The 23,107-nt window shown below is 48.2% G+C and carries 18 protein-coding genes and 1 tRNA gene; 18 read left to right on the forward strand and 1 reads right to left on the reverse strand.

Annotated elements, in window-relative coordinates; translation table 11 throughout:
• Window positions 1–312 precede the first annotated feature (312 nt).
• The 6 genes from CCUR_RS02865 to CCUR_RS02890 all read left to right on the forward strand — a co-directional run bounded on the left by CCUR_RS02865 (window position 313) and on the right by CCUR_RS02890 (window position 8,025).
• The gene (locus CCUR_RS02865) at window positions 313–2,148 is read left to right on the forward strand and encodes a phosphotransferase (protein WP_012802985.1); all 1,836 of its coding nucleotides are present in this window, start codon (window positions 313–315) and stop codon (window positions 2,146–2,148) included.
• The gene (gene eutH, locus CCUR_RS02870; RefSeq protein ID WP_012802986.1) at window positions 2,139–3,347 is read left to right on the forward strand and encodes an ethanolamine utilization protein EutH; all 1,209 of its coding nucleotides are present in this window, start codon (window positions 2,139–2,141) and stop codon (window positions 3,345–3,347) included. Before CCUR_RS02865 ends, eutH begins: the two co-directional genes overlap by 10 nt.
• Before the next feature lie 117 nt (window positions 3,348–3,464).
• A tRNA-Glu gene (locus CCUR_RS02875) sits at window positions 3,465–3,539 on the forward strand.
• A 226-nt stretch (window positions 3,540–3,765) separates the two neighbouring features.
• Window positions 3,766–5,607 (forward strand): polysaccharide biosynthesis protein, encoded by a 1,842-nt coding sequence (locus CCUR_RS02880; protein WP_012802987.1) that lies wholly within the window; start codon window positions 3,766–3,768, stop codon window positions 5,605–5,607.
• A 365-nt stretch (window positions 5,608–5,972) separates the two neighbouring features.
• Window positions 5,973–6,392, forward strand: a complete 420-nt coding sequence (gene tagD / locus CCUR_RS02885; RefSeq protein WP_012802988.1) for a glycerol-3-phosphate cytidylyltransferase — start codon at window positions 5,973–5,975, stop codon at window positions 6,390–6,392.
• 73 nt (window positions 6,393–6,465) lie between these two features.
• Entirely contained in the window at window positions 6,466–8,025 is a 1,560-nt protein-coding gene (locus CCUR_RS02890; RefSeq protein ID WP_012802989.1) for a lipopolysaccharide biosynthesis protein, read from the forward strand.
• Window positions 8,026–8,114: 89 nt separating this feature from the next.
• On the opposite strand, the gene CCUR_RS02895 is transcribed toward CCUR_RS02890, so the two are convergent.
• Window positions 8,115–8,987: a LicD family protein gene (locus tag CCUR_RS02895; RefSeq protein WP_012802990.1), complete on the reverse strand. Its 873-nt coding sequence runs from the start codon at window positions 8,985–8,987 to the stop codon at window positions 8,115–8,117.
• A gap of 109 nt (window positions 8,988–9,096) precedes the next feature.
• On the opposite strand from CCUR_RS02895, the gene CCUR_RS02900 reads away from it, so the two are divergent.
• The 12 genes from CCUR_RS02900 (at window position 9,097) to rpmA (ending at window position 22,999) form a co-directional block, all read left to right on the forward strand.
• Window positions 9,097–10,152: a glycosyltransferase family 2 protein gene (locus CCUR_RS02900; protein WP_012802991.1), complete on the forward strand. Its 1,056-nt coding sequence runs from the start codon at window positions 9,097–9,099 to the stop codon at window positions 10,150–10,152.
• Window positions 10,149–11,012: a LicD family protein gene (locus tag CCUR_RS02905; RefSeq protein ID WP_425358080.1), complete on the forward strand. Its 864-nt coding sequence runs from the start codon at window positions 10,149–10,151 to the stop codon at window positions 11,010–11,012. The genes CCUR_RS02900 and CCUR_RS02905 overlap by 4 nt, the downstream gene beginning before the upstream one ends.
• Before the next feature lie 12 nt (window positions 11,013–11,024).
• Window positions 11,025–12,890 carry an O-antigen polysaccharide polymerase Wzy family protein gene (locus CCUR_RS02910; protein ID WP_012802993.1) on the forward strand — a complete coding sequence of 622 codons (1,866 nt, stop codon included), beginning with the start codon at window positions 11,025–11,027 and terminating at the stop codon, window positions 12,888–12,890.
• A 9-nt stretch (window positions 12,891–12,899) separates the two neighbouring features.
• Window positions 12,900–13,982, forward strand: coding sequence for a YveK family protein (locus CCUR_RS02915; protein ID WP_012802994.1), 1,083 nt, complete (start codon window positions 12,900–12,902; stop codon window positions 13,980–13,982).
• A 206-nt stretch (window positions 13,983–14,188) separates the two neighbouring features.
• Window positions 14,189–15,256, forward strand: a complete 1,068-nt coding sequence (locus tag CCUR_RS02920; protein ID WP_012802995.1) for a pyridoxal-phosphate-dependent aminotransferase family protein — start codon at window positions 14,189–14,191, stop codon at window positions 15,254–15,256.
• 14 nt (window positions 15,257–15,270) lie between these two features.
• Window positions 15,271–16,665, forward strand: coding sequence for an adenylyltransferase/cytidyltransferase family protein (locus CCUR_RS02925; protein WP_012802996.1), 1,395 nt, complete (start codon window positions 15,271–15,273; stop codon window positions 16,663–16,665).
• 9 nt (window positions 16,666–16,674) lie between these two features.
• On the forward strand, window positions 16,675–17,652 hold the full coding sequence (locus CCUR_RS02930) for a glycosyltransferase family 2 protein (RefSeq protein ID WP_012802997.1): 978 nt from the start codon (window positions 16,675–16,677) through the stop codon (window positions 17,650–17,652).
• A 14-nt stretch (window positions 17,653–17,666) separates the two neighbouring features.
• Window positions 17,667–18,803, forward strand: a complete 1,137-nt coding sequence (locus tag CCUR_RS02935; RefSeq protein ID WP_012802998.1) for a glycosyltransferase — start codon at window positions 17,667–17,669, stop codon at window positions 18,801–18,803.
• 140 nt (window positions 18,804–18,943) lie between these two features.
• Window positions 18,944–19,816 carry a LicD family protein gene (locus CCUR_RS07225; protein ID WP_012802999.1) on the forward strand — a complete coding sequence of 291 codons (873 nt, stop codon included), beginning with the start codon at window positions 18,944–18,946 and terminating at the stop codon, window positions 19,814–19,816.
• 175 nt (window positions 19,817–19,991) lie between these two features.
• Window positions 19,992–22,253 (forward strand): glucan-binding domain-containing protein, encoded by a 2,262-nt coding sequence (locus tag CCUR_RS02945; protein ID WP_012803000.1) that lies wholly within the window; start codon window positions 19,992–19,994, stop codon window positions 22,251–22,253.
• 167 nt (window positions 22,254–22,420) lie between these two features.
• Window positions 22,421–22,726, forward strand: a complete 306-nt coding sequence (rplU, locus tag CCUR_RS02950) for a 50S ribosomal protein L21 (RefSeq protein WP_012803001.1) — start codon at window positions 22,421–22,423, stop codon at window positions 22,724–22,726.
• 18 nt (window positions 22,727–22,744) lie between these two features.
• The gene (rpmA, locus tag CCUR_RS02955; RefSeq protein ID WP_012803002.1) at window positions 22,745–22,999 is read left to right on the forward strand and encodes a 50S ribosomal protein L27; all 255 of its coding nucleotides are present in this window, start codon (window positions 22,745–22,747) and stop codon (window positions 22,997–22,999) included.
• Window positions 23,000–23,107 lie beyond the last annotated feature (108 nt).

The raw sequence follows: 23,107 nt of genomic DNA on the forward strand, positions 1-23,107 counted from the left end.
GCACCGAGCACTATAGCGAAGCGGGGAAGTACCTGATTCAGTTCGTGTTGAAACGCATCGAATAAGCATACCGTCTGCGCTTTTATGTTTTGTCGCTCGAATGTTCACAAAAATGGTTTTCATATATGTTCGTGAACATCCTGCTATACTGTGCTGCATTCGATCGCCTGTATCGTTAAAAACCATGCGCAGCGCTCCTCAAAAGTGCTGGCTCAAAATTGCGAGCAATATCGTTTCGCGGTTAGAGAATGTATGTGCCTTCATAAAACAGCGGGCGTATCTGGCCCCAAAGTTTGTCGGAAGGTAAGACTCATGGAGCTTTCAAAAAGCGAGTTCGACGTTTTAGTTGCGCTGAAGCTGGATTTTCCGCAGACACAACGGGATATCGCACGCAGCCGTCATCTTTCGTTGGGGGCGGTTAATCGAGCATATCGATCGCTTCAAGAAGCGGGACTCATCAACGCATTTCAATTAACGCCTGCGGGAGAAAAACAGCTTTCGACCTATCGCGTGGATAATGCCATCATTATGGCTGCGGGGCTTTCATCGCGGTTTGCGCCTATTTCTTATGAGCGCCCCAAAGGCGTTTTGATGGTGCGTGGGGAAGTGCTTATTGAACGCCAGATTCGCCAACTGCAACAGGCTGGTATTACTGATATCACCGTTGTCGTGGGGTATATGAAGGAGTCGTTCTTTTATCTGGAGGATCTGTTTGGCGTTAAGATTCGCGTGAACGAAGAATACCGACAGCGCAACAACAACTCGACGCTCATGCTCGTGCGCAACCAACTGGGAAATACCTACATTTGTTCATCTGACGATTACTTTACCGAAAACGTGTTTGAACCCTATGTGTATCGCGCCTATTATGCGGGCGTGTATCAAGATGGTCCAACCGATGAATACGTGATGGAGCTGGGGCCTGCCAATCGCATTCGGTCGGTTTCTATTGGCGGTCCGTGCGGGTGGAGTATGTTGGGGCATGCCTATTTTGACCGGCGCTTTTCCAAGCAGTTCATTTCTATTCTTGAATCAATTTATCGTCTTCCTGAAACCGCACCAAAATTGTGGGAAGACATTTATCGTGAACACGTTAAAGAACTTGATATGGTCATGCGGCCCTACGATGCCACGGTGATTTACGAATTCGACTCGCTTGCGGAAGTACAGGCATTCGATCACGATTTTCTGACGAATGTCGATAGTGCTATTTTTGATCATATTTGCTCGGTTCTGCACTGTAAGCGTGAGGATATTTCGGATATCGAGCCAATTAAGCAGGGGCTTACGAATCTTTCATTTCGCTTTTCTGCGCAGGGCGGCAGTTATGTGTACCGTCATCCAGGGGTTGGAACCGAAGAAATTATCAGTAGGAAAAGCGAGTCATTTTCTCAGAAGGTCGCTGCCGATCTGGGGATAGATGGGACATTCATCTACGAGGACCCTACTGAGGGTTGGAAAATTTCGCACTATCTCGTTGATTGTGAAATGCTTGATTATCATAATCACGAACAGGTAGCACAGGCGATGCAGATCGCGAGGACACTGCATTCGTGTGGTGTGACATCTGATTTCACGTTCAATCTGAACGAAAAGACACGGCAGACGATTGCCTTACTTGATAGGGGACGTGCTGCATCATTTCGCGATTACCCCGAACTGGTTGAGCGAGCACAGCGTCTGTATAACGTCGTTTCCGCGCAAGGTGTTGCACCGGTACTCTGCCATAACGATTTTTATGCGCCGAATTTCTTAGTGGGAAAGGATCGTATTGACCTTATTGACTGGGAATATTCCGGCATGTCTGATTACGCAAGTGACCTCGGCGTATTCATTTGTTGCAGCGATTACAGCTACGACGAGGCTATAGAGGTGCTCGAGCTCTATTTTGAGCGACCTCTGACGCCTGACGAACTGGTGCACTGCGTATCCTACATTTCTATCGCCAGCTTCTATTGGTTTGTGTGGGCGCTCTATAAGGAAATGTGCGGGGAGTCTGTCGGCGAGTTTTTGTATCTGTGGTACCGCTATGCCAAAGATTATGGAATCCGTGCTGAAAAGCTTATTGCTGCAGCAAAAGGCGATGGCGGCCGTACTGCTTCAAAAAACATACGAGAAATAACGAATAGGGGAACACTATGGAATTGATTGGCACTGCGGTTGTCTATCTGATTATGGCTTGCGCCTTAGTGGGGTGTGCTGCATCGGTTATTAAACCCGAAAGCGAATTAGGTAAAGAATTTGTCGCCGGCATTGATGCTATTGGCCCGATCTTTCTGCCGGTGGCAGGCATTATGGCATCAGCACCATATCTTACCGCCTTTGTGAGTGCTGTCTTTGGTCCGGCATATAGTGCCCTGGGTGCCGACCCTGCTATGGCTGCAACTACTTTTATCGCCGTTGACATGGGTGGCTATCAGCTTGCCGATGCGCTTGCGCAGACACGTGAAAGCTGGATTATGGCCATGATGACTGGTTACATGGCTGGTGCGACAATCGTGTTTACCATTCCTGTTGCTTTAAAGATGCTGGTTAAGCGCGATCGTAAATACCTTGCCCTTGGGGTAATGAGTGGGCTGTTGGCTATTCCTATTGGTGTTCTTGTTGCAAGCGTTATTATCGCTTTTAGTCATCCGGTGGTGCGCGAAGCGGTGTCTACCAATGCTGAAGCGGCTTATCAGCTTGCGCTGAGCTTCAGTCAGATCGGCTTAAATCTTATTCCGTTGATTATTATCTGTCTTACCCTAGCAGCGGGCTTAAAGTTCAAGCCTGATGCGATGATCAGGGGATTTATTGTGTTTGGTAGGGTCATGGAAAGTGCCCTTAAGATTGTTTTCGTACTGGTGGTTATTGAGTACTTTACCGGTATCTTTACAACGCTGTTTGGAAGCTTCGGATTTGAACCGATTATTGCTGACGATGCCGATAAATTCAGAGCACTTGAGGTATCGGGTGCTATTGGCATGATGTTGTGCGGCGTGTTCCCGCTTGTGTATTTAATCAAGCGCTACCTTGCTGCTCCGCTTGCCAAAATCGGTGGCTTATTTGGCCTTTCCTCTGACGCAACAGCGGGTCTATTGGCGGCATCAGCTAACGTACTGGCGGCGCTTTCGATGGTCAAAGATCTCAAAGCACGTGATAAAGTAATTGTGATTTCGTTTGCTGTGTGCTGCGCCTTTTTGTTTGGCGATCATCTTTCGTTTACCGCGAATTTCCAGCCAACCCTTATTGTTCCGGTATTGGTAGGCAAGATGGCAGGCGGTATTGCGGCGATTGCATTTAGCTACGTATTTGCGGTAAAGAAGGCCGAAGAACTCGAAAAACTCGATGAAGCTGCTGGCGCGTAGAGCAGTGATACACATGTGGTCAAAATATGAAGCAGGGAATGATAAGGAAACCTCTTGTCAGGTTGCATAACATCCTCGTATAATAGCCAGGCTGTCTCGTAAGAGACATCAATATACGTCCCCATAGTCTAGAGGTTAGGACGCGGCCCTTTCAAGGCTGAGACCCGAGTTCAATTCTCGGTGGGGGCACCATGCTAATAGACCCGGGTTCGCCCGGGTTTTTCATTGCATGGATCTATATGGTACGAGCTATACGGCACAAGTGGCATATCAGACGGATGTACTAGAACTCTTCTCGATCGTGTGCAGCTAAGTGCGTATAATACCAGCATGTATGCTTATTGAGCACACAGGCAATGTGGCTCGGCAGGCGCATAAGAGCTTGCCCGCATTGAAACCGACAGGTAGGGAAGACGCTATGGAGATCCGTTTCACTAAGAGGACGGCACTTTTAATCGCGTGTGATATCGCCGCTACGTTCCTCTCGTATTTCTTCGCTTCACTTATCACCGGTCTTGCCGATGAAGTGTTTGCTACTCATGAGATTTATTTCTTGCTCGGTGTCGCCGTAGTTATCAACCTTGGTTTTTTTGCCGCTTTCAGGCTGTATAACGACTTATGGGAATATGCTTCGGTCGACGATGCCCTGCGTATCACATTCACCGTAGGGCTTTCTACCCTAGTAACAGCAGTGTTCCTTTGGCTTGCTGGCCAATGGATTCCCATCCGCGTGTATGTGGCTGCCCTGATTATCATGGTGTTTTTCGTGGGCGGTTCGCGCATGTTTTTCCGCGTTCTCCGCAGCAAACGTCGTGAAATCGAGCGCGCTCATGCCGATGAAGAACGTCCTCGTACGCTTATCGTTGGTGCTGGCGAAACCGGATCATTAGCAATTATGCGCATGGCATCAAAAGACCCGCAGATGCCGGGCGAACCTATTGTCGCTGTTGACGATGATAAAAAGAAGCGCAACTTGCGTGTGCATGGCGTGCGTGTAGCAGGAACCAGCGAAGACATCATCGAACTGGTTGAGCGCTTTGGTATCGAACAGATTGTCGTAGCTATTCCGTCGGCATCTATTAACGACCGCAAGCGCATCTATTCCATCTGCACGCAAACTACTTGCCAGCTGCGTACGTTACCTAACGTACGCGAGCTCAAACTTGATGAGATCAATGATATTGCCCTGCGTGATGTTAATGTAGCTGACTTACTCGGGCGCGAAGAGGTTGTGCTAAACACACGCTTGGTAAGCGGTTACATTGCGGGCAAGACCATTCTTGTTACGGGTGGCGCTGGCTCGATTGGTTCAGAGCTTTGTCGTCAGATGTGCCCGGTGGCACCAGCCCGTATTGTCGTGTTCGACATGTGGGAAAACGATGCCTATTTGCTTAAGCGTTCTATCCAAGAGCAGTACGACGACATTGATGTTCAGGTTGAGATTGGTAACATCTGCGACGAATCGCGCCTGCGTGACGTATTTGAAAAGTATCATCCTGCTGCCGTTTTTCATGCAGCTGCTCATAAGCACGTGCCGCTTATGGAAATGTGTCCACGCGAAGCGATACAAAATAATATTTTTGGCACGCTTAATACCGTGCGCTTGGCTCATGAATTTGGCGTTGCCCGTTTCATTTTTATTTCAACAGATAAAGCTGTTAACCCCACGTCAGTTATGGGTGCTACCAAGCGCATGGGCGAGATGATCATCCAACATTATGCGCAGAAGTCCAATACGGTGTTTGCTGCCGTGCGCTTTGGTAATGTGCTCGGTTCAAATGGCAGCGTTATTCCCATTTTCAAAAAGCAGATTAAAGAAGGTGGGCCGGTAACGGTTACTGATCCTGGTATCGAGCGCTTCTTTATGACCATACCCGAAGCATCTCGTTTGGTTATACAGGCCGGTGGTATGGCTACTGGTGGTGAGATATTTATTCTTGATATGGGCGAGCCGGTAAAAATTGTCGATCTGGCACGCGCGCTTATTCAGCTGTCTGGTCTTGAGGTGGGTAAAGATATCGAAATCGTCTACACGGGTTTACGTCCTGGCGAAAAAATGTACGAAGAGCTGCTGATGAATGAGGAAAATACGCTTCCTACCAAACTATCAGGCATTATGATTTCCACCGGTCGAGAAGTCAGTTTTGAAGAGGTTGAGGCGAAGCTTGTTTCGCTGAAAGAATCAATGAGTGCCGATGACGCGACCGCTTTGCGTGTACTCGAACAGGCTGTTCCAACGTATACGATTACAAAAAATTAACGTCAGCCTAACGGCCTGATGCTTTCCTTGGGGACTGTCGTGGTCAACATTGCGGGGTTTTGGACGGTTTAGCTGGGTGCTAATGTCGAGGGTTTAGTGCCTTTCTCGGTGGCGTCGTGGTCAACAGCATGTATACCGGGTTAGTTTCCAAACTCCATCTGCTTAAACTATTTCTTTCAGCCTGTTTTCAGGTTTGCGCACTACGGTGTCAGAGTGGAGATTTATCAGCTGAGTGCCTCTGTTGCTGCAAAGTCGTCTGTTCTTTCAGTTTGTGCAGTTGCTTTTTTCCTCTCCTCAAGTAGAGTGATCTCTTACCTTAAGCATGATGTGAAAGTGCTTGGGTGTCAGACTTGGAGGGTAGTGCCGTGAAACGTGTTATCACATATGGGACTTTTGATCTGTTCCATTACGGCCATGTGAATCTCTTGAAACGGGCACGGGAGTTGGGGGACTACCTGATCGTTGCTGTTTCGACGGATGAATTCAATTGGGAAGCCAAAGGCAAGAAATGTTACTTTCCTTACGAACAGCGTAAATCGCTTGTCGAATCGGTGCGCTTTGTTGACTTGGTAATCCCTGAAACTTCGTGGGATCAAAAGCTTTCGGACATCAAGCGGTATCATATTGATACCTTTGTAATCGGTGACGATTGGAAAGACCGCTTTAACTTCCTGGAAGAAGCCGGTGTTGAAGTTGTCTATGTTCCGCGTACTCCTGAGATTTCAACAACTCAGATTAAAGCCGATTTAGGTTCGCAGGGTTTGTCACCGCTTGTTGAGGATTGATTGGTTTTGCCTGATTGCCTTACTTGTATAATTGCTTGCGCTTGCCTGCAGCCGATCTGTGAGGCGTATTGACGTGGCTTCCTCGCGAGTAGCCAACTCGCTTAAAAATGTTTTTGCTGCGTGGGGCGGACAGGCACTCTATGCACTTGCAAGTTTTGTCGTACGTGCCGTATTTGTTGCGACGCTTGCGCAAGAATTCGTGGGACTTGAAACACTGTTTGCAAGTCTGCTTACTATTTTGACTCTCGCCGATCTGGGCGTGGGAAGCGCTATTGTATTTGCGTTATACGAACCTTTGGCAACAGACAATAAAGAAGTTGTTAAGTCGTTAATGCGCCTGTTCAAGCGGGCATATATTGTTATCGGCATCGTCATTATTGTGCTGGGTATTATCTTGGCACCCAATGTGCGCCTCTTGTTAGGTGCTGATGCACCTGATATCCCCTTGCTTGAGGTATATTTCTTCTGCTTTGTGCTCAACACCGGTATCTCGTACTTCTTTTCCTATAAAGGCTCACTGATTAACGCTGATCAGAAGAGCTACATTGTCTATTTGATTCAGTATTCATTTCTCACAGTTATGTGTCTGTTCCAGATAGCCGTACTGGTGATTACCCATAATTACCTGGTGTTTCTTATCTGTATGATCGCTTCCACACTCTTCCAGAATATCGTGATCGCCTTAACGGCCAACCGAATGTATCCCTACATTAAGGAAAAGGACGTCAAGCCGCTCGACCGGGGTATTTTGCGCAGCATCGAAAAAAATGTTGTGGGGTTGATGATGCACCGCATTGCCGGTGTTGCTTCAACACCCGTGAATAACCTGGTTATCACGTCGTTCGTTGGCTTAGCGACAACGTCGCTCTATGGGAATTACCTTTTGGTTATTCAGGCGATGGAGCGCATTCTTGCAAAAGTATTTGATTCTATTATTGCCAGCGTGGGCGATCTTGGAGTGCGTGAGGGCGAACAGCGGCAGTATGAAGTTTTTCAAACTGCGTTTTTCGTAAATGCCCTCGTCTTCGGCGGGGTCGCCGGTGGAATGATGTGCTCTTTCAATTCCTTTATTACGCTGTGGGTCGGTTCAGATTGGTGTCTTCCTGATTACCTGGTTATTCTTATTGTGCTGTTGTTTTTTGTAAAAGGAATGCGTTCAGCAGGCGAGACATTTACAAGTGCGTACGGTCTCTACTGGATCACAAAATGGAAAGCGGTTCTTGAGGCGATTTTTCTTCCGGTGTTAGCGATTATTCTGGTGCAGCCTTACGGCATGGCCGGTGTTCTTATTGCTTCGATGATATCGTCCCTCGGTATTTCAACGGTGTATGAGGCGTGGGCTGTGTATCGTCACGGTTTTCATATGCCCTTGCGGGCTTATATCAGAATGTTTTCCCTCTACGTTTTAGTCTGCGTTGTCGCGATGCTTGCAGCATTCTGGCTGTGTACCAACATGGCTCTTACGGGCATTGTTGGCTTTTTAGTTAACGGCCTTGTTGGTATGGTAATTACGGCTGGTGTTGTTGTTCTGGTGTTTGGACGAACACGACCCGCCCGCGAGGCATTTGGTATTGCTGCTCGTATTTTTAACCACGTTATAGCAAAACTGCCGTTTTACAAAGCGCAGGGGTAAACCTACACAACACACTGCTCACCTTGTTGAATTTGACCATTACACGGGATATCGTGGCAAGTCGGGCAAGCAGGTAAGCCCAGAAAGAACTACGACTCCAAGTCTCCTTCTTCCAGAAGATAAAAATCTTGATCATGGCTGGTGACCTGTTCTTCCTTTGGTGGGAGCTTTCGGTAATCACCATATTGACGGTGTAGAATAAAATCATAGTTTTCTGGGATAGGAAGGTCGTGTCCTTCAAACGAAACACGCTTCGTGGGAAACCAGGGGTTTCCTTCAAGAAAGGTTTTACCGTCTGCTCCCCAACTGGGCAGTACGCAGGTCCAGGGGGAATCATCTGGCGCTGGTAAGTTTTCGAGTACGTCAGCGCAGCGAGCAACCCACCAAGAAGCGGGCTTAAAGCGGGCGCTTAAGTAACCCCATGCATTTTTTGCCGCTCGTTTTGGATATAGTGGATTAAACTCCCAGCGTTGTGGCTTTGTGACGCAGTAATAGCGACCGTCGTTAATGCGTCGAAAACGCTCAAGCACTTCGGTCCGATCCGCTTCGTTAGTAGGAAGTCCTGATAGTGGGAATATATCGATAAATACCCCTTCGCGAAAGCCTTGACTACTCCTCAAGGCTGAAGATTCGGCACGTGTTCGGTTGTCGTATACTTTCATAAATGAAGCGTGGTAGGGCAAATCCGACTCAACAAGTGCCGCCGCAAAGCGATAGCGTCCGTCAAGAATGCCACCGGTGCCTTGTTTATTCACGATGTCTATGAGCTTGCGATAATCGGGATAGGGCATAATAAGATCGATGTCGTCGTCCCACGGGATGTATCCCTGATGTCGCACTGCGCCAATAAGCGTGCCATACGCGAGTTCGTATGCAAGGTCTTCTTCTTGGCAGAGCTTGTCGACCCTCAGCAGGATATCCATTTGAATAGCACGAATTTCATCGAGTTTTAGTTTCCTCATATGCTTCCCTTCACAGCGCGAGCGGAAATACTCTGAAGACTCGCATCAGGTGGTTTGCATGAAGTATTATAGGCACTTACGTGGAATGAATACCAAGTTCTGAGGAGATATGGATTCGATTCAAACGTCACCAGATTCTGCGCGCGAGCCGCTTGGGCTGATAACGCTGGGAATTGTGGCTTATAACGAGCATGATGCGCTCCCTGATATCCTCTCCGATGTACTTGCTCAGGATTTTCCGCGCTCTTACATCGAGATAATCCTTGTCGATAGCGCTTCAACGGATGATACCCGCGCCATAATGGAAGAGTTTGCACAAACATATTCCGGGGTGGATAACGGCTTTAAGAGCGTGCGTGTTCTTGATAATTCGGCGCGTATTATTCCGGCGGGATGGAACGTTGCTCTGCGTGCCTTTTCGGGCGATGCGTTTTTGCGTATCGATGCTCATGCGCGCATTCCGTCGGATTTCGTGCGGATGAACGTGACCGTGCTCAATGAAGGCGAGTATGTGTGCGGCGGATCGCGTCCGGCTACCGTTTCGCCCGATACCCCTTGGACTCGTACCCTGTTGATGGCTGAAGAATCAGCTTTTGGCAGTTCTGTTGCTGACTATCGGCAGGGGAGTGAGAAGAAATATACCTCAGCGGTTTTTCTGCCGGCGTTTCGACGCGAAGTTATCGAGCGCGTGGGACTTTATGATGAACGTCTGTTACGCACTGAAGATAATGATTACTGCTATCGCATTCGCACGGCTGGTTTTCGTATCCGATTTGATGCACGCATTCATTCAACGCAGGTGGCACGCAATACACTCGGCGGCATGATGCACCAAAAATATGGCAATGGATACTGGGTTGGCCGTACCGCTTTTATCCAGCCAAAATGTCTTCATGCCTATCATTTTGCCCCCTTTGTTATGGTAGTTGGTGCGCTGGTGCTTGCGCTGAGCGCTGCGATTACTTCGTGGTGGATTCCCCTTGTAGGCTGCGTCGTGCTATACCTTGCTCTCTGCGTCGTTCTTGCGGTGCGGTCTGCTATGAAAACCGATCGTCGCTTTGCTGTTTTTCTTGCTTTACCACTGCTATTTCCTTGTATCCATGTAAGCTATGGCATTGGTACGAGTGCAGGCTTATTGGCGGGCATTGCCTGCGGAAGGAAGTGAATCTGTTGGCTGAAGCTGAGTATGCAGATGTTGCAACGGGCAAGCTGCGTGAACTCCAGCTTTGCGAACTTGACTTAATGCAGCGCTTTGTTGCGTTTTGCAAAAAGCATGACATTCGTTATTACATGATCGGCGGCACCCTGCTTGGCGCAGTGCGACATGGTGGCTTTATTCCCTGGGATGATGATGTTGACCTGGGCGTGCCGCGACCTGACTACGATCGCTTTTTAGAGTTGGCTGAGGCTGAGTTTACTGATAAAGATACAAAGGTTATTAGCATCCATCATGATCAGTCATCGCGACAGGGAATGGCTAAAATTACCTCATCGAAGATGCAGATCATCAATCGTTCGGCAAATGTTGAACTCAAGCAAGATGTTTGGATCGATATCATTCCGCTTGATGGATTTCCGGCACCTGGCCTGGCAAGCTGTCTGCATAAGGCGCGTCTTATGTTCTGGAAAGTCATGGATGCCACCACAGAATTTGACTATGTGGTGGATACGAAACGTAAGCGTGGTTTTCCACAAGATCAGCTTGTTTCAATTCTGGGATTTCTTTGCCGGTATATCCATCCATTTGGACACGATTATCATCGCATCTTTATGAAGATGGAAGATGCGCTGCGAAAGTATCCATACGACGAATCCACACGCTGTATCAATATGTATGCTGCCCAGGGTTTTCGTGAGGTTTTTCCGCGCGAGGCTATGGGGGAGGGTGCACCAATTCTTTTTGAAGGGGAGCCCTTCACCGCACCAGCTCAGATGTATAAAGTGCTTACTATTATCTATGGCAAGGACTATATGTCTCCGCCTCCGATAGATGAGCGCAATTACCACAATTCCGAAGTGTTGTAAGTGGGTTGATCTATGAAGGCCCGCAAAAACACAAGTGAACGCTACACCATTACACTAGCGCATGGCAGCTTACGAGGAATAGCCGTTTCTCTTCAGGCGGCTCTTCTTCCTTTAGCGATTATTATTTTTACGGCTGGTTGGTATCTTTTTGATTTCGATGTAATGCTTGCTGGTGTGGCGTGTTTGTTTGTGGCAAATGTTCTCTATGCATGCCTGAATCTGCGCGATCGTCTGCTTTTTTTATTTCTGCATGCTGGCATTGCCCTTTTTCTGCTCTCGCGCCCGCTTATTGCCGAATTTGATGAAAAGCTGACGTGGAAGCTTTCTTCACCAGAAGCAACTTTTTTTGCGCTTGCTGCACTGTTTATCTCGCTTGCTTGTTGCTTTATCGGTGATGTGGTGTTTAGCGCCTGTGTCTCATACAACAAACGCCGCGTAGCACAGCGCGCACAATTACGCCCAACACTCGTATGTGATGCTTTACAGCAGGCCGATCAACAAGGGGAAAGTGCAGCTGAGACTCACGCTGATGGGCGGGTATTTCGTCATGAATCTGCCCGTCTGCTGTCTGTACGCTTTTCTCTAGCGGGCCTCACGAATACGCTGGCGTCATCAGAAAAGGTGCGCTGTTTGCGCATTGCGACGGCATTGCTTTTTATTGTTTGCTTGGTTGGAGCACTTGCTGAAGGAGCAATTCTTGTTGTGCATATGCGCGGCATGCATTACGAGGAATTCTATCTCACTTCGACAAGCGATTACGTGCCGTGGTCAATTGACTTACTGAAAGTCATGCTGCCCTATATGCTCTGCGGATATTTGGCTACGCTGCCACGTCGACGCCCGGCTACTCTTGCACTAACTGCCTTCATCATAACGGCTATTCCTATGCTCATGATTGGGTCGCGTGCGGATTTTGTTATCGACGTTTTGTTCGCGGCGCTTTACTGCGTGTTGCGTCAGATTATCGACACTGATGAGCGCTGGATTACGCGCCGTGTTGTTATTGCGGCGGTTATTTTGATACCGGTGGGTATTTTCGCATTGGGTATGATGGACTACATCCGTTCTGACAAAGCGAACCCCGAATTTACCTTCGCCCGTCAAATTGTCGATGCGCTTTATAAGCAGGGAGTCAGCTTTACCATTCTGGGGCATGGCTTCGATGTAAATGGACAGATTCAAGATCTCGGTTTTAAGTTCTACAGTATGGGTGGCGTGATTACCAATTTCACCCAAGGGTTTATTGGAACAACGTTTTTTGGCTTTCATGATTTAGGGTCAGCAAACAGTCCTGATCTTGCCCTGTATGGCAATTCATATGCTCATGCCATGTCATATTTCGCGCATCCAAACTATCTGGGTGGCGAAGGATATGGATCATCTTATTTGCTTGAGCTCTATGCTGATTTTGGGTATGGCGGTATTGCCGTTGGCAGTTTCGTTATTTCATTCTGTTTAGGAGCGCTTTCACGCTCGATTGGCCGCAGTTGGTTCTGGGGTATGATTGCCCTTATATCGTCACAGCTTGTTTTTCATATGCCGCGCGGTTATGCCGGTGAATGGATTGATTTTATGATTACGACACGGTTTCTTTTGGCTGTAGTTTTAATTATTTGTCTTGCGGCACTAGTGGCGTTTGCTATGCGTGGGTGGGTAAAAGATTGCACCACTCATATCCCTTCGCTTATGACAGTTGCACCTCGGCTATCAGGTAAAGTCCCTCTACACGACACGATTACTAGCTCAGGTCTTGCGGTAGGTTCTCAGGCTGGTGCGGGACATCTTGTTGACAATCCAGCGCGCGGTACGCCTGCAACGTTTAATTCATTTGGTATTCCATTAGTTAGTGCCATACTGGTGCCCAAGCAGAAACGATAGGGAGCAGACATGTTTAATTTTTCAACGGTGTGCGAAAGCGTACGACGGCATTGGATTCCCATTGCCATTATTACGGCAGTTTGCTTACTTGCCGGAGTGGGTTCATCGTATCTGCGGAGCGATGGTACGGTTGATGCATCACCGAAGTACACAGCTGAGGCTGCTGTTTATGCCATCGGGTATGGATATGGCGAACAAAATCACATTGGGGATAGCTATAACTATCAGCAAAACGAAACGTTAATGAGTAACGATATCCGTCGCATTATGGTGAGTGCCGAAGTAGCGGGTGAAGTCCGCGCCAAGTACGGAAGCGATGTGACTATTACGGTTCCGTGGTGGTACGACACGAAGAGCAACAGCACTATCTCATCGCGTTATGTGTTTGTTAACGTAGTAGCAAGCGATGCGCAGACAGCACTTGATGCTGCTCAAGAAATCGCTGATAAGACCGTCGAAATCGCGAAAGACCGTGTGCCAATATCGTATATCGAAGTAGCCGAACCAGCTACTCTCACCAGCACCGATGCGCAGAAAGCGGGCGATTGGGGATCCAATGCGCTGGTGTCTTCGTCGTCTACGACAGGTCAGGCGACTGCCTCTTCACCGAGCCTTAGCGTGAAGAACATCGTTATCTTCCTCTTTGTGGGCTTGGCTGGTTCCATTGTGCTGTTTGCGGCGTGGGATATCCTTTCTCGTCGCGTTCGTTCAGCAACTGATATTGAACGGCTGCTTGATATACCGGTTCTTGCACATCTTGCAGCAGGTGATTCAGGTGAGGTGGCTGCTTCAGCTGTTGCCGCACTTACTAAGCGTAGCAATATTGAATCTCTTGTTGTGGTTGGTGCGAGCAGCCGTGATGAAGCGCCAGCGGTTGTTGAGCGCATCTCGTCCATTGATGGTTTGTCAGTAACAGGACCGGTCTTTTTGGCACAGGACGATAAAGCTGCGTTGCGCCTGCAAGAGGGGCAAGCTGTGCTTGTTGTATTGCGCGAAGGCGCTTCTTCGGGTCGACAGATCGAAAATGCCTTGTCACAGATCAAAATTGCTGGCACTCCTGTGCTGGGCGCCGTGTTTGTTTCAAAAAAGTAGACGTATCTTTCACACGCTGAAGCTGCATCGAATTGTGTGGTGACGTGTGTGAAAGGGGTGTTCCCTTGATGTCTGGCGGCATCGAAAGATATGCTTGGAATAAACCGGAGGGAACAGGAATGTTCCTTGACGTGTGACAGCATCTGTGTGCACATCAAGTGCGGCAATATAGAAATAAATACAGGAATAAAGGAAGTGTAAAGCGCATGCTTAATTTTACCGTAGGACCCGTTCAGATGAACGATCAGGTGCGAAAGATCGGTTCCGAGCAGGTTCCGTATTTTCGAACCGATGAATTTTCCACGGTGATGCTAGAAAACGAACGGCTGCTCAAGGAACTGGCTGGCGCTTCTTCATCTTCACGTGCAGTGTTCATTACCGGGTCGGGTACGGCTTCTATGGAGGCTGCGGTTATGAATTGCCTAACCATCCACGACAAAGTGCTTGTGGTGGATGGCGGGTCGTTTGGACATCGCTTTTGCGAGCTTATGGACATCCACTCCATTCCCTATGAAGCACTTGTGCTTGAACGTGGCCAGGTATTCACTGAGGCTGATTTAGCTCCGTATGCACAGGGTGGTTTCACTGCGTTTGTACTGAATATGGGGGAAACCTCAACTGGTGTTCTGTACAATATGGAACTTGTCGCGCAATTCTGTCGTGATAATAACCTGTTCCTGATCACCGATGCGATTAGCAGCTTTCTTGCCGATGAAGTGCATATGGCCAAATGGGGCATTGATGTACTTATTATTGGGTCGCAAAAGGGTTTAGCGGTACCGCCCGGTGCCAGTGCGCTGGTGCTCTCTGAGGCGGCACTTGACCGTGTGCAAAAGGCTTATCCGGCCATTATGTATTTTGACCTCACACGTGCACTTGCCAACGCTGAGCGAGGCCAGACACCCTTTACACCAGCTGTTGGTATTCTCTTGCAGATAAACGAGCGCCTTCGTGAAGTAACGAGTATTGGCCTTGAAGCGGAACTTGCCCGTGTGCGGCATCAGGCCGAAGATTTCAGGCAGCGTATTGAAGGAATGCCATTTCATCCCTTTGCTGCCCATCCATCGTGTGCAGTTACATCGCTTGAGGCTGAAGGGTTTTCAGCACGCGATTTATTCGTGCAGATGAAGGATGTCTACCACATGTGGGTGTGCCCAAATGGCGGGGAACTTGCCGATCGCGTTTTTCGTGTTGGACATATTGGCAATCTCACACCATCTGATAACGCTGCATTAATCGAAGCGCTCAAGTATGCTCTGGACGATATAAACTGATAGGAGATAGGATCATGCGCGATGGCAAGAAGGTAGTTATTACCTACGGCACGTACGACCTGCTTCATTTCGGCCATATTGCCCTTCTGAAGCGAGCTCGCGCCTTGGGTGATTTCCTTATCGTGGGTATTACATCGGATGCCTTCGACAAGCAGCGCGGTAAATTTAATGTGAGTCAATCGCTGGTTGAGCGCATCGAAGCGGTACGCTCAACCGGTTTGGCTGACATGATTGTCGTTGAAGAGTATCGCGGTCAGAAGATTGCCGATATCCAGAAGTACCATGTCGATGTGTTTGCTATTGGGTCTGACTGGCAAGGTAAATTCGATTATCTCGAAAAGTACTGCGAGGTTGTGTATCTTGAGCGTACGAAGGGCGTGTCGAGTACTGAACTGCGTGAAAAGGACGCTGATGAACTCACTATTGGATGCATCGGTTGTGATTATCTTTCCGATCGCTTTGTGCGTGAGAGTTCATTCGTCCTAGGGGCTCATATTACGGCAGCGTGGGACGAAGACGAAGATACCCGCGATGCATTTTGTCGTCACTGGAATCTCCAGCAGGTTGCATCGATTGATGATTTACTTGATACGGTTGATGCCGTTTATATATCGCTTCCCATTAACGAACGCTTTTCTACTATTGAACAGGCCCTGCGTGCAGGCTGTCATGTAATAGCAGAAGGCCCACAGTTTCTTTCTACTGCTGAACTTAACCATGCGCGCACGCTTGCCCAAGAGGGTGGCTTGATTTTATTCGATGCCGTCAAGACGCGCTATTTTCCCGCATTTGAGCATCTGAAGCTCTTGCTTGAAAGCGGCATTATTGGTGAAGTTAAAGATATCGACGCATCGTTTTCACATGTATTTGACGAACTCGACAAAGCAAATCGCTACGAGGGCAGCTTCTATGACATGGCGTCCTATATTCTGTTGCCCGCCGTCGACTTTCTGGGTCCTGATTTCTTGAGAAAAGATCTTATCTGTCGCTTTGAAGGCGACTTTTGCACGTGGACGAAATGCAATCTCACGTATGCCTCGTCAACTGCCACGTTACGCACTGGTCGCGGCATGAAAACCGAAGGTGATATGACCATCACCGGTACCGATGGATTTCTTTATATCCCTTCGCCATGGTGGCTGATGAACTACTTTGAGTTGCGTACTGAAGACTTACGCGCGACAAAACGGTTTTACTTTGAGTATGCTGGCGAAGGACAGCGTTATGAACTGGCTGAATTTATGCGCATTGTGTTTGATAAAAATAGACAGGATTCTTCCAATGAAGTACGTGCGTGGGCACGTATGGAAGCAGTAACGCGTCTTGTTGAAGCGTTTGATTGTGGCGATATATTCAAGTTGACCGATTCTGCCTGTGCTTTCGGTGGCGGCGAAACCGTTGTTGATTAAGGTAGCATGATGGCGAATCCTCTTATTTCAGTTATTGTTCCGGTGTACAACGTTGAAAAGTATCTTGATCGTTGCATGCAATCAATTGTCGATCAGACGTATCGCAATCTTGAGATTATTCTGGTCGACGATGGTTCTTCCGATGGTTCTGGTGCACTGTGTGACACTTGGGCGCAGCAGGATAATCGTATTATCGTGCTCCATAAAAAAAATGGTGGTTTGTCTGATGCACGCAATGCTGGTGTACAGACCTCTCACGGTGACTGGATAGGTTTTGTCGATAGTGACGATTACATTGATAAGCAGATGTATGAATCACTCTATTCACTGATTGAGTATACGAATAGTGATATGGCGCTCTGTGCAGTTGCTGATGTGTATGCTGATCATACTGATGTCCCCGCAATGAGCGCTGAGAATTTTACGGTATTGACTACTAAAGAAGTACTTTCTGACATCTTCTTAAACAAGACACTTATGGTGGGGGTACCGCCGCGCTTATATCCTGCTTGGCTTGTGCGCGAAGTGCCTTCTCCAGCAGGAAAGACTCACGAGGACGCATTTATTGTAGTTGATTTATTTTCTCGTGTGGAACATATAGTTATTGATCGAGTCCCGCGCTATTTTTACTGCCATAATGAAGGCACTATTACCTCGACGCCTTCTTTGCGAGCAGCAAGCGATAATATTGAAGCATGGGAACACAATCGCGTTCTCGTCGAAAAACTGTATCCCGATCTTATGCAGGATGTTCTGTTTCGTTGCTATTGGGCTCATTTTGATGTACTTGATGGCATGATGCTTTCAAATGCTGAAATGCATGAACAGCAAAAGGTTATCAATTATCTTTTAAGTCATAAAGCAGATATTCTCGCTCATCCACACGTATCAGCAAAGCGTAAGTTGGCCCTCCGCTTACTTAGTATCAGTAAAAAACTGTATCGTCTGCTTGTTATGTTGCAGAACCGTCACATTCGGTATAACTAAGCGGGTGTTTTCGTATGCGTGTGGGAATTTTCGTTTCTTCTCTGCAGTGTTTAGGTGGTGCTATTCGTGTCGCCGTTTCCATGGCGAATCGACTGTGTTCCGATATTTCTGTCACGCTTTTTGAACTGACAGGTCACCAAGAAACTCCTTATCCAATTGACAGTCGTGTTTCCATTGTTTCGCTGGGTGTTGATGATGGTCGCATTCGACAGAAAGTTCGATCTTCATATCAAGCACTGAAGAATGCCCTGAGTACCCATCCAGTTGATTTAATGTTAGGTATTGGTCTTGATGAAACTGTTGAGGCGATCGCGCCGTGTCGCATGCGGCGGGTGCCACTTGTGTATTGCGATCATGGAGCCCTTATCAATCAGTTGGATGACCGTTCGACCACCTTTTTGCGTCGGGTATGTGTAACGTTATGTCCTAAGACGGTTACTCTTACGCAGCAGACGCTTGAAGATTACCAGCGCATCATGCATGTCCCCGCCCGTAAATTGGTCTGCATTCCCAATTGGATTCCCGATTATTTATTTGCGAATGCTCAGCATTACAATCCTTCTTTAAAACGCATTCTTTGGGCTGGTCGTCTCGACGCTGAAAAGGGTGTTGATCATCTGGTTGCTATCGCGGCACAGGTACTACCTTCTCGGCCCGATTGGATATGGGATGTATACGGCGCATCAGTGCTTGAAAATACATCATTCAATATTGTTGATGAGATTGAGCAGGCGGGCATTAGCAAGCAACTGCGTTTGTGTGGCACCGTCGACGACATGCCTGATCGCTATCCACGCTATTCCATTGGAACGCTAACATCCTATCGCGAGGGGCTTCCCTTGTTTTTATTAGAAGGGAAGGCGTCGGGCCTGCCGCTTGTTTCCTTTGATGTTGATACCGGTCCGCGAGATATCATTAAAGATGGGCAGGATGGCTTTTTGATTAAACCCTATGACTGCACATCCTATGCGCAGCATCTTGCCCAGCTCATGGACAACGAACAGCTGCGTGCACAGTTTTCTGCTGCCAGCCAGTATGGCGCCGAAGCGTTTTCTGAATCACGAGTCAGTCGTTTGTGGCTCGATTTATTTGACGAAATAACAGGAAAGAAGATAAAGAAGCAGCAAAGAGGACGGCAGGGAACGAAGTAAAGCAGCTAGCAGAGAAATGAGCAGGTACCGAAACAAAGAATTGCGTTACTGCATAGCGGGTGGTGCAAAGAGTCTTTTGAGTAGTACCAGACAACCATCTCAGGTACGATACCTGCAGAATATAAGGGAAAAGGAAATCAATGGGTATTTCGCTCCGAGAATATCAACTGTTTGAGCTTAAGATTCTCAAGGAATTTTCTGGCATATGCGATCAACATAATCTGAATTGGTGGATTGGGTACGGAACACTCTTAGGCGCTGCGCGTCATAAAGGGTTTATCCCGTGGGATGACGATATCGATGTGTGGATGATGCCTGATGACTATCTGGCTTTCCGCGAAATTTGTCGCACTGAACTGAACAGTGAATACTATCTGAATGTACATTCTTTTAATCCAGCTAATGCGATAACCTGGCAGTGTCTTGGTGTGCGCAACACCACATCGATTCCGCGTAATCAGCTCGATGTTCCGGCTGATTGGGGAGTCTGCATGGATATCTTCCCCTTGGTTCCGTGCCCTAACCCTGAAACACCGCGATTTTCTGGGTTTCTGAAGCGCATTCGATCGTTTCAGCGGTTAAGTTCAAAGTATGTTTATGCCAATGATGTATCGAAGACGTCAGGTTTGCGTAAGCTGTACAACAAGTGGCGTGCTTCTGGTTCCGATGAACAAAACATTACGAAATGGCTTGCGGTCGAAAACGCTCTTTTCACTGACAAAGCTAACTTGGCAAGTGGTTGGGTTACCGATATTGATTGTGTTGAACCGGCTGATTCCTATAAGCGCTCTTGGTTCGATTCAACGGTTTATCTCGACTACGAAGACATGAAAGTGCCTGCTCCAGGCGAGTATCAAAAGGTGCTTGCGCACTGTTATGGCGAAGACTGGGCTCAGATTCCTGACGAGTCAAGCGATTTGCGGTGGTGCCATTCTGGTGGTGGGTCAGACGATGTCATAGTGAGTCTTGATACACCCTATACCGATTATTGGCCTGAGAATCGCGTCGACTAGCACATGATTGGTTCAATAGTCGCTAAGGATATAGCTTAATTGACCCTCAAACCGCGCCGTTAAAGTGTGACTGGTTTCAACGTGTCTCGTGTATCTCTTACAGCTGATGGGTCTAAAATCGCGTAAGATAAGCGTATCGTATGCTTCGTTCTTTAGGCAGTAAAAAGGGGTAGCCATGAAACGAGAAATCTCACGTCGTGGATTTGTGATTGGTGGAGCCTATGCTGGCATGGCAGCAGCAACGGGAGCATTCATGTTTAGTCCTTCAGCTGCTTTTGCTGCTGATGTAACGCGTATTCATGTGATGGCGTTTACCGACATGGATGCCATCGTGCTTGAAAGCAATGGGCGGTTTGCGATGGTCGATTCGGGGGAGGATAGTACCTATCCCGGTGGATCAGATGCGCGGTACCCTTGGCGTGATGGTATTACTAAGGGAAACGGCCATGAAAACGAAGTTATTTCTTACTTGCATAGCCTTGGTGCCACTGAGTCGAACTTCGAATTTTATCTCGGTACTCACCCGCATAGCGACCACATTGGATCGGCGAGCCAGGTTATTAATGAGTTTCGACCCAAACGTGTTTATACGCCCGAATATGACGATTCATACATTACTGATTCCAATGCATTGTGGGATAACCAGTACTGCTACGATCGACTGGTAGAGGCGGCCCATAATGTAGGGGCAACTCTTATCACGAGCTTCGATACGTCTGCGCCCATTGACCCCGTTGCGGATGCTTCAGCTGCCCAGCGTAGCGCTTCTGTTGAAACTGATCCGTCAGCTGGAACAGATGCCCCCGCTGCTGAATCGCTTTCGCGTGAGGATATTATCGAGCGTTTTGGCGTTGATCCTACCGATCCGCATGACCCTAATAATTCATCTGAACTGCCCGATGGGCGAGTGAGGGCGGTTGTACCTGCCTCGCCGAATGAACGCAGCGTTGCGTCGAATTCGCAGACCACAGGCAATCCGGTGTTTTCTCTTGGCGCGATGACCATTGAGGTTATGAACTATGGCGATGATTACAAACTATATGGTCGTCCCGATTGCAATTGGTTTTCGCTGGGTGTAAAGGTCAGCGCATATGGTAAGACGGCGTTTTTGGCGGGGGATATTAACAATTACGACGGCGACGAAGATCGTCTTGCTTCGCTTCTGGGACACGTTGACTTTTTGAAAACGGGTCATCATGGCTTTTGGGGTTCAAACACAACGAATTACCTTCATGCTTTGAGTCCACGCTATGCGGTGCAAACCGGCCCGTACGATAGGCCTGAGACACAGGTACTCGAAGATTTTTGCGATATGGGTACCAAGTTTTATACGACACCCGATGTTGCAGCAGAAGGGTATCAGGCCGTTATTGCGACGTTCAATTCGTCAGAACTGCAGATAAATGTTGCCGACGACAGCACACACTATCGTATGCGTTCGTTAGCACCAGCGGTTGTTCGGTGGGGTGGCCATGCGGGTGTAGCAAGTACCGGATGGGAATACATCGAAGGAGCGTGGTACTACTTTGATGGTCATGCGTATGCGATGCATGAGTCGTGGAAAGAAATCGATGGCAACTGGTACTTTTTTGGCGAGGACTCGAAAATGGTTACCGGCTGGGTCGATTGGGATGGCTGGTATTACACCGGCGTTGATGGCATTATGCAGACCGGCTGGCAGAAGATAAAGGACGATTGGTATTGCTTTGATGAAACGGGCCTCATGTTGTCTGATGCGTGGTCGGGTAATTATTGGCTTGGTCATGATGGTGTAATGGCACGCAATCAATGGGTCGATGATGGGCATTACTATGTGGGTGCTGATGGCGCTTGGGTGCCCAGCCGCACGCGACCGGTATGGCGCTCTGACACGGTTGGCTGGTGGCTTGAACATCCCGATGGTTCCTATCCGCAAAACACATGGGAAGCAGTTGATGGTAGCTGGTACTACTTTAGTGCACTGGGCTATGTTGCGTCAGGCTGGCAGCAGGTAGGTGGTCTCTGGTTTTATCTCAATCCAGATCATGATGGCAATTTTGGCGTCATGCAAACTGGTTGGCAAAACATAGCTGGCAGCTGGTATCACTTCGATTCATCAGGCGCCATGGAAACGGGTTGGATAGACGATAGCGGCTTGTGGTATTACCTGCGCGAAGATGGCACGATGGCCACTGGTTGGCTCTACTGTGATGGTAGTTGGTACTATCTAAAAGAGGACGGTAGCATGGCGCGTGGTTGGCTTTCGTACGGTGGCGCGTGGTATCTTTTTTCTTCAAGTGGAGCTATGCAAGTTGGCTGGCGTCAAGACGATGGTGCTTGGTACTTCTTTTCCGATTCTGGCGTCATGCAAACCGGTTGGGTTGATGATGTTGCTGCGGGGAAGTCGTATCATTTACGTTCCGACGGCACGTGGGATGGCCAAAGCCGCGCACTGTGACGGTATGTCGGATGCTATAAGACGCTGCAATCGTGTGTATTGAGCGCTCTGTTTGGCATGTGCGCTTTATGCGCAGGCATTTTTTTACCTACGCAAGCGTTGACTACTCGGTGCGGGGCAGATAGAATATCGCCTTGCGTTTTGATACGTTCAAGGAGTAAATGCACATGTACGCAATCGTGAAAACTGGCGGCAAGCAATACAAGGTTGCCTCAGGTGACATCATTGATATTGAAAAACTTGACGCTGCAGAGGGCGACAAAGTTTCTTTAGAGGCTATCGCACTTATCGATGGCGGCAAAGTAACGACAGAGCCTTCTAAGGTCGCTAAGGTTAAAGTTGAGGCAGTCGTTATTGACCAGTATAAAGACAAGAAGAAGCTTGTCTTTAAGTTCAAGAAGCGCAAGAATTATCAGAGGCTTCGCGGTCATCGCCAGAACCTCACTCGCATTAAAATCGAATCCATCGCTTAAAGTAGGGAGTGAAGTAAGATGGCACATAAGAAAGGCCTTGGTTCTACCCGAAACGGTCGTGATTCTCACGCTCAGCGTTTGGGCTGTAAGAAATTTGGTGGCGAAAAGGTTATCGCTGGTAACGTGATCGTGCGTCAGCGTGGCACCCATTTTCATCCTGGTGAAAATGTGGGGCGCGGCAAGGATGACACCCTGTTTGCTCTCTGTGAGGGAACGGTTAAATACACGCGCGGTGTCAAGCGCAAGGTGCACGTAGTTCCTACACAAGCATAACGTCGTTTGCAGATTTGCCTACAAGAAGTCCTCTGATACAGGGGGCTTCTTGTTTTATACTGAACGACTAAACTATGAATGGTTAACCAAGCGAACACTCAAGGACGT

This window comes from Cryptobacterium curtum DSM 15641, from assembly GCF_000023845.1.
Lineage (GTDB): Bacteria > Actinomycetota > Coriobacteriia > Coriobacteriales > Eggerthellaceae > Cryptobacterium > Cryptobacterium curtum.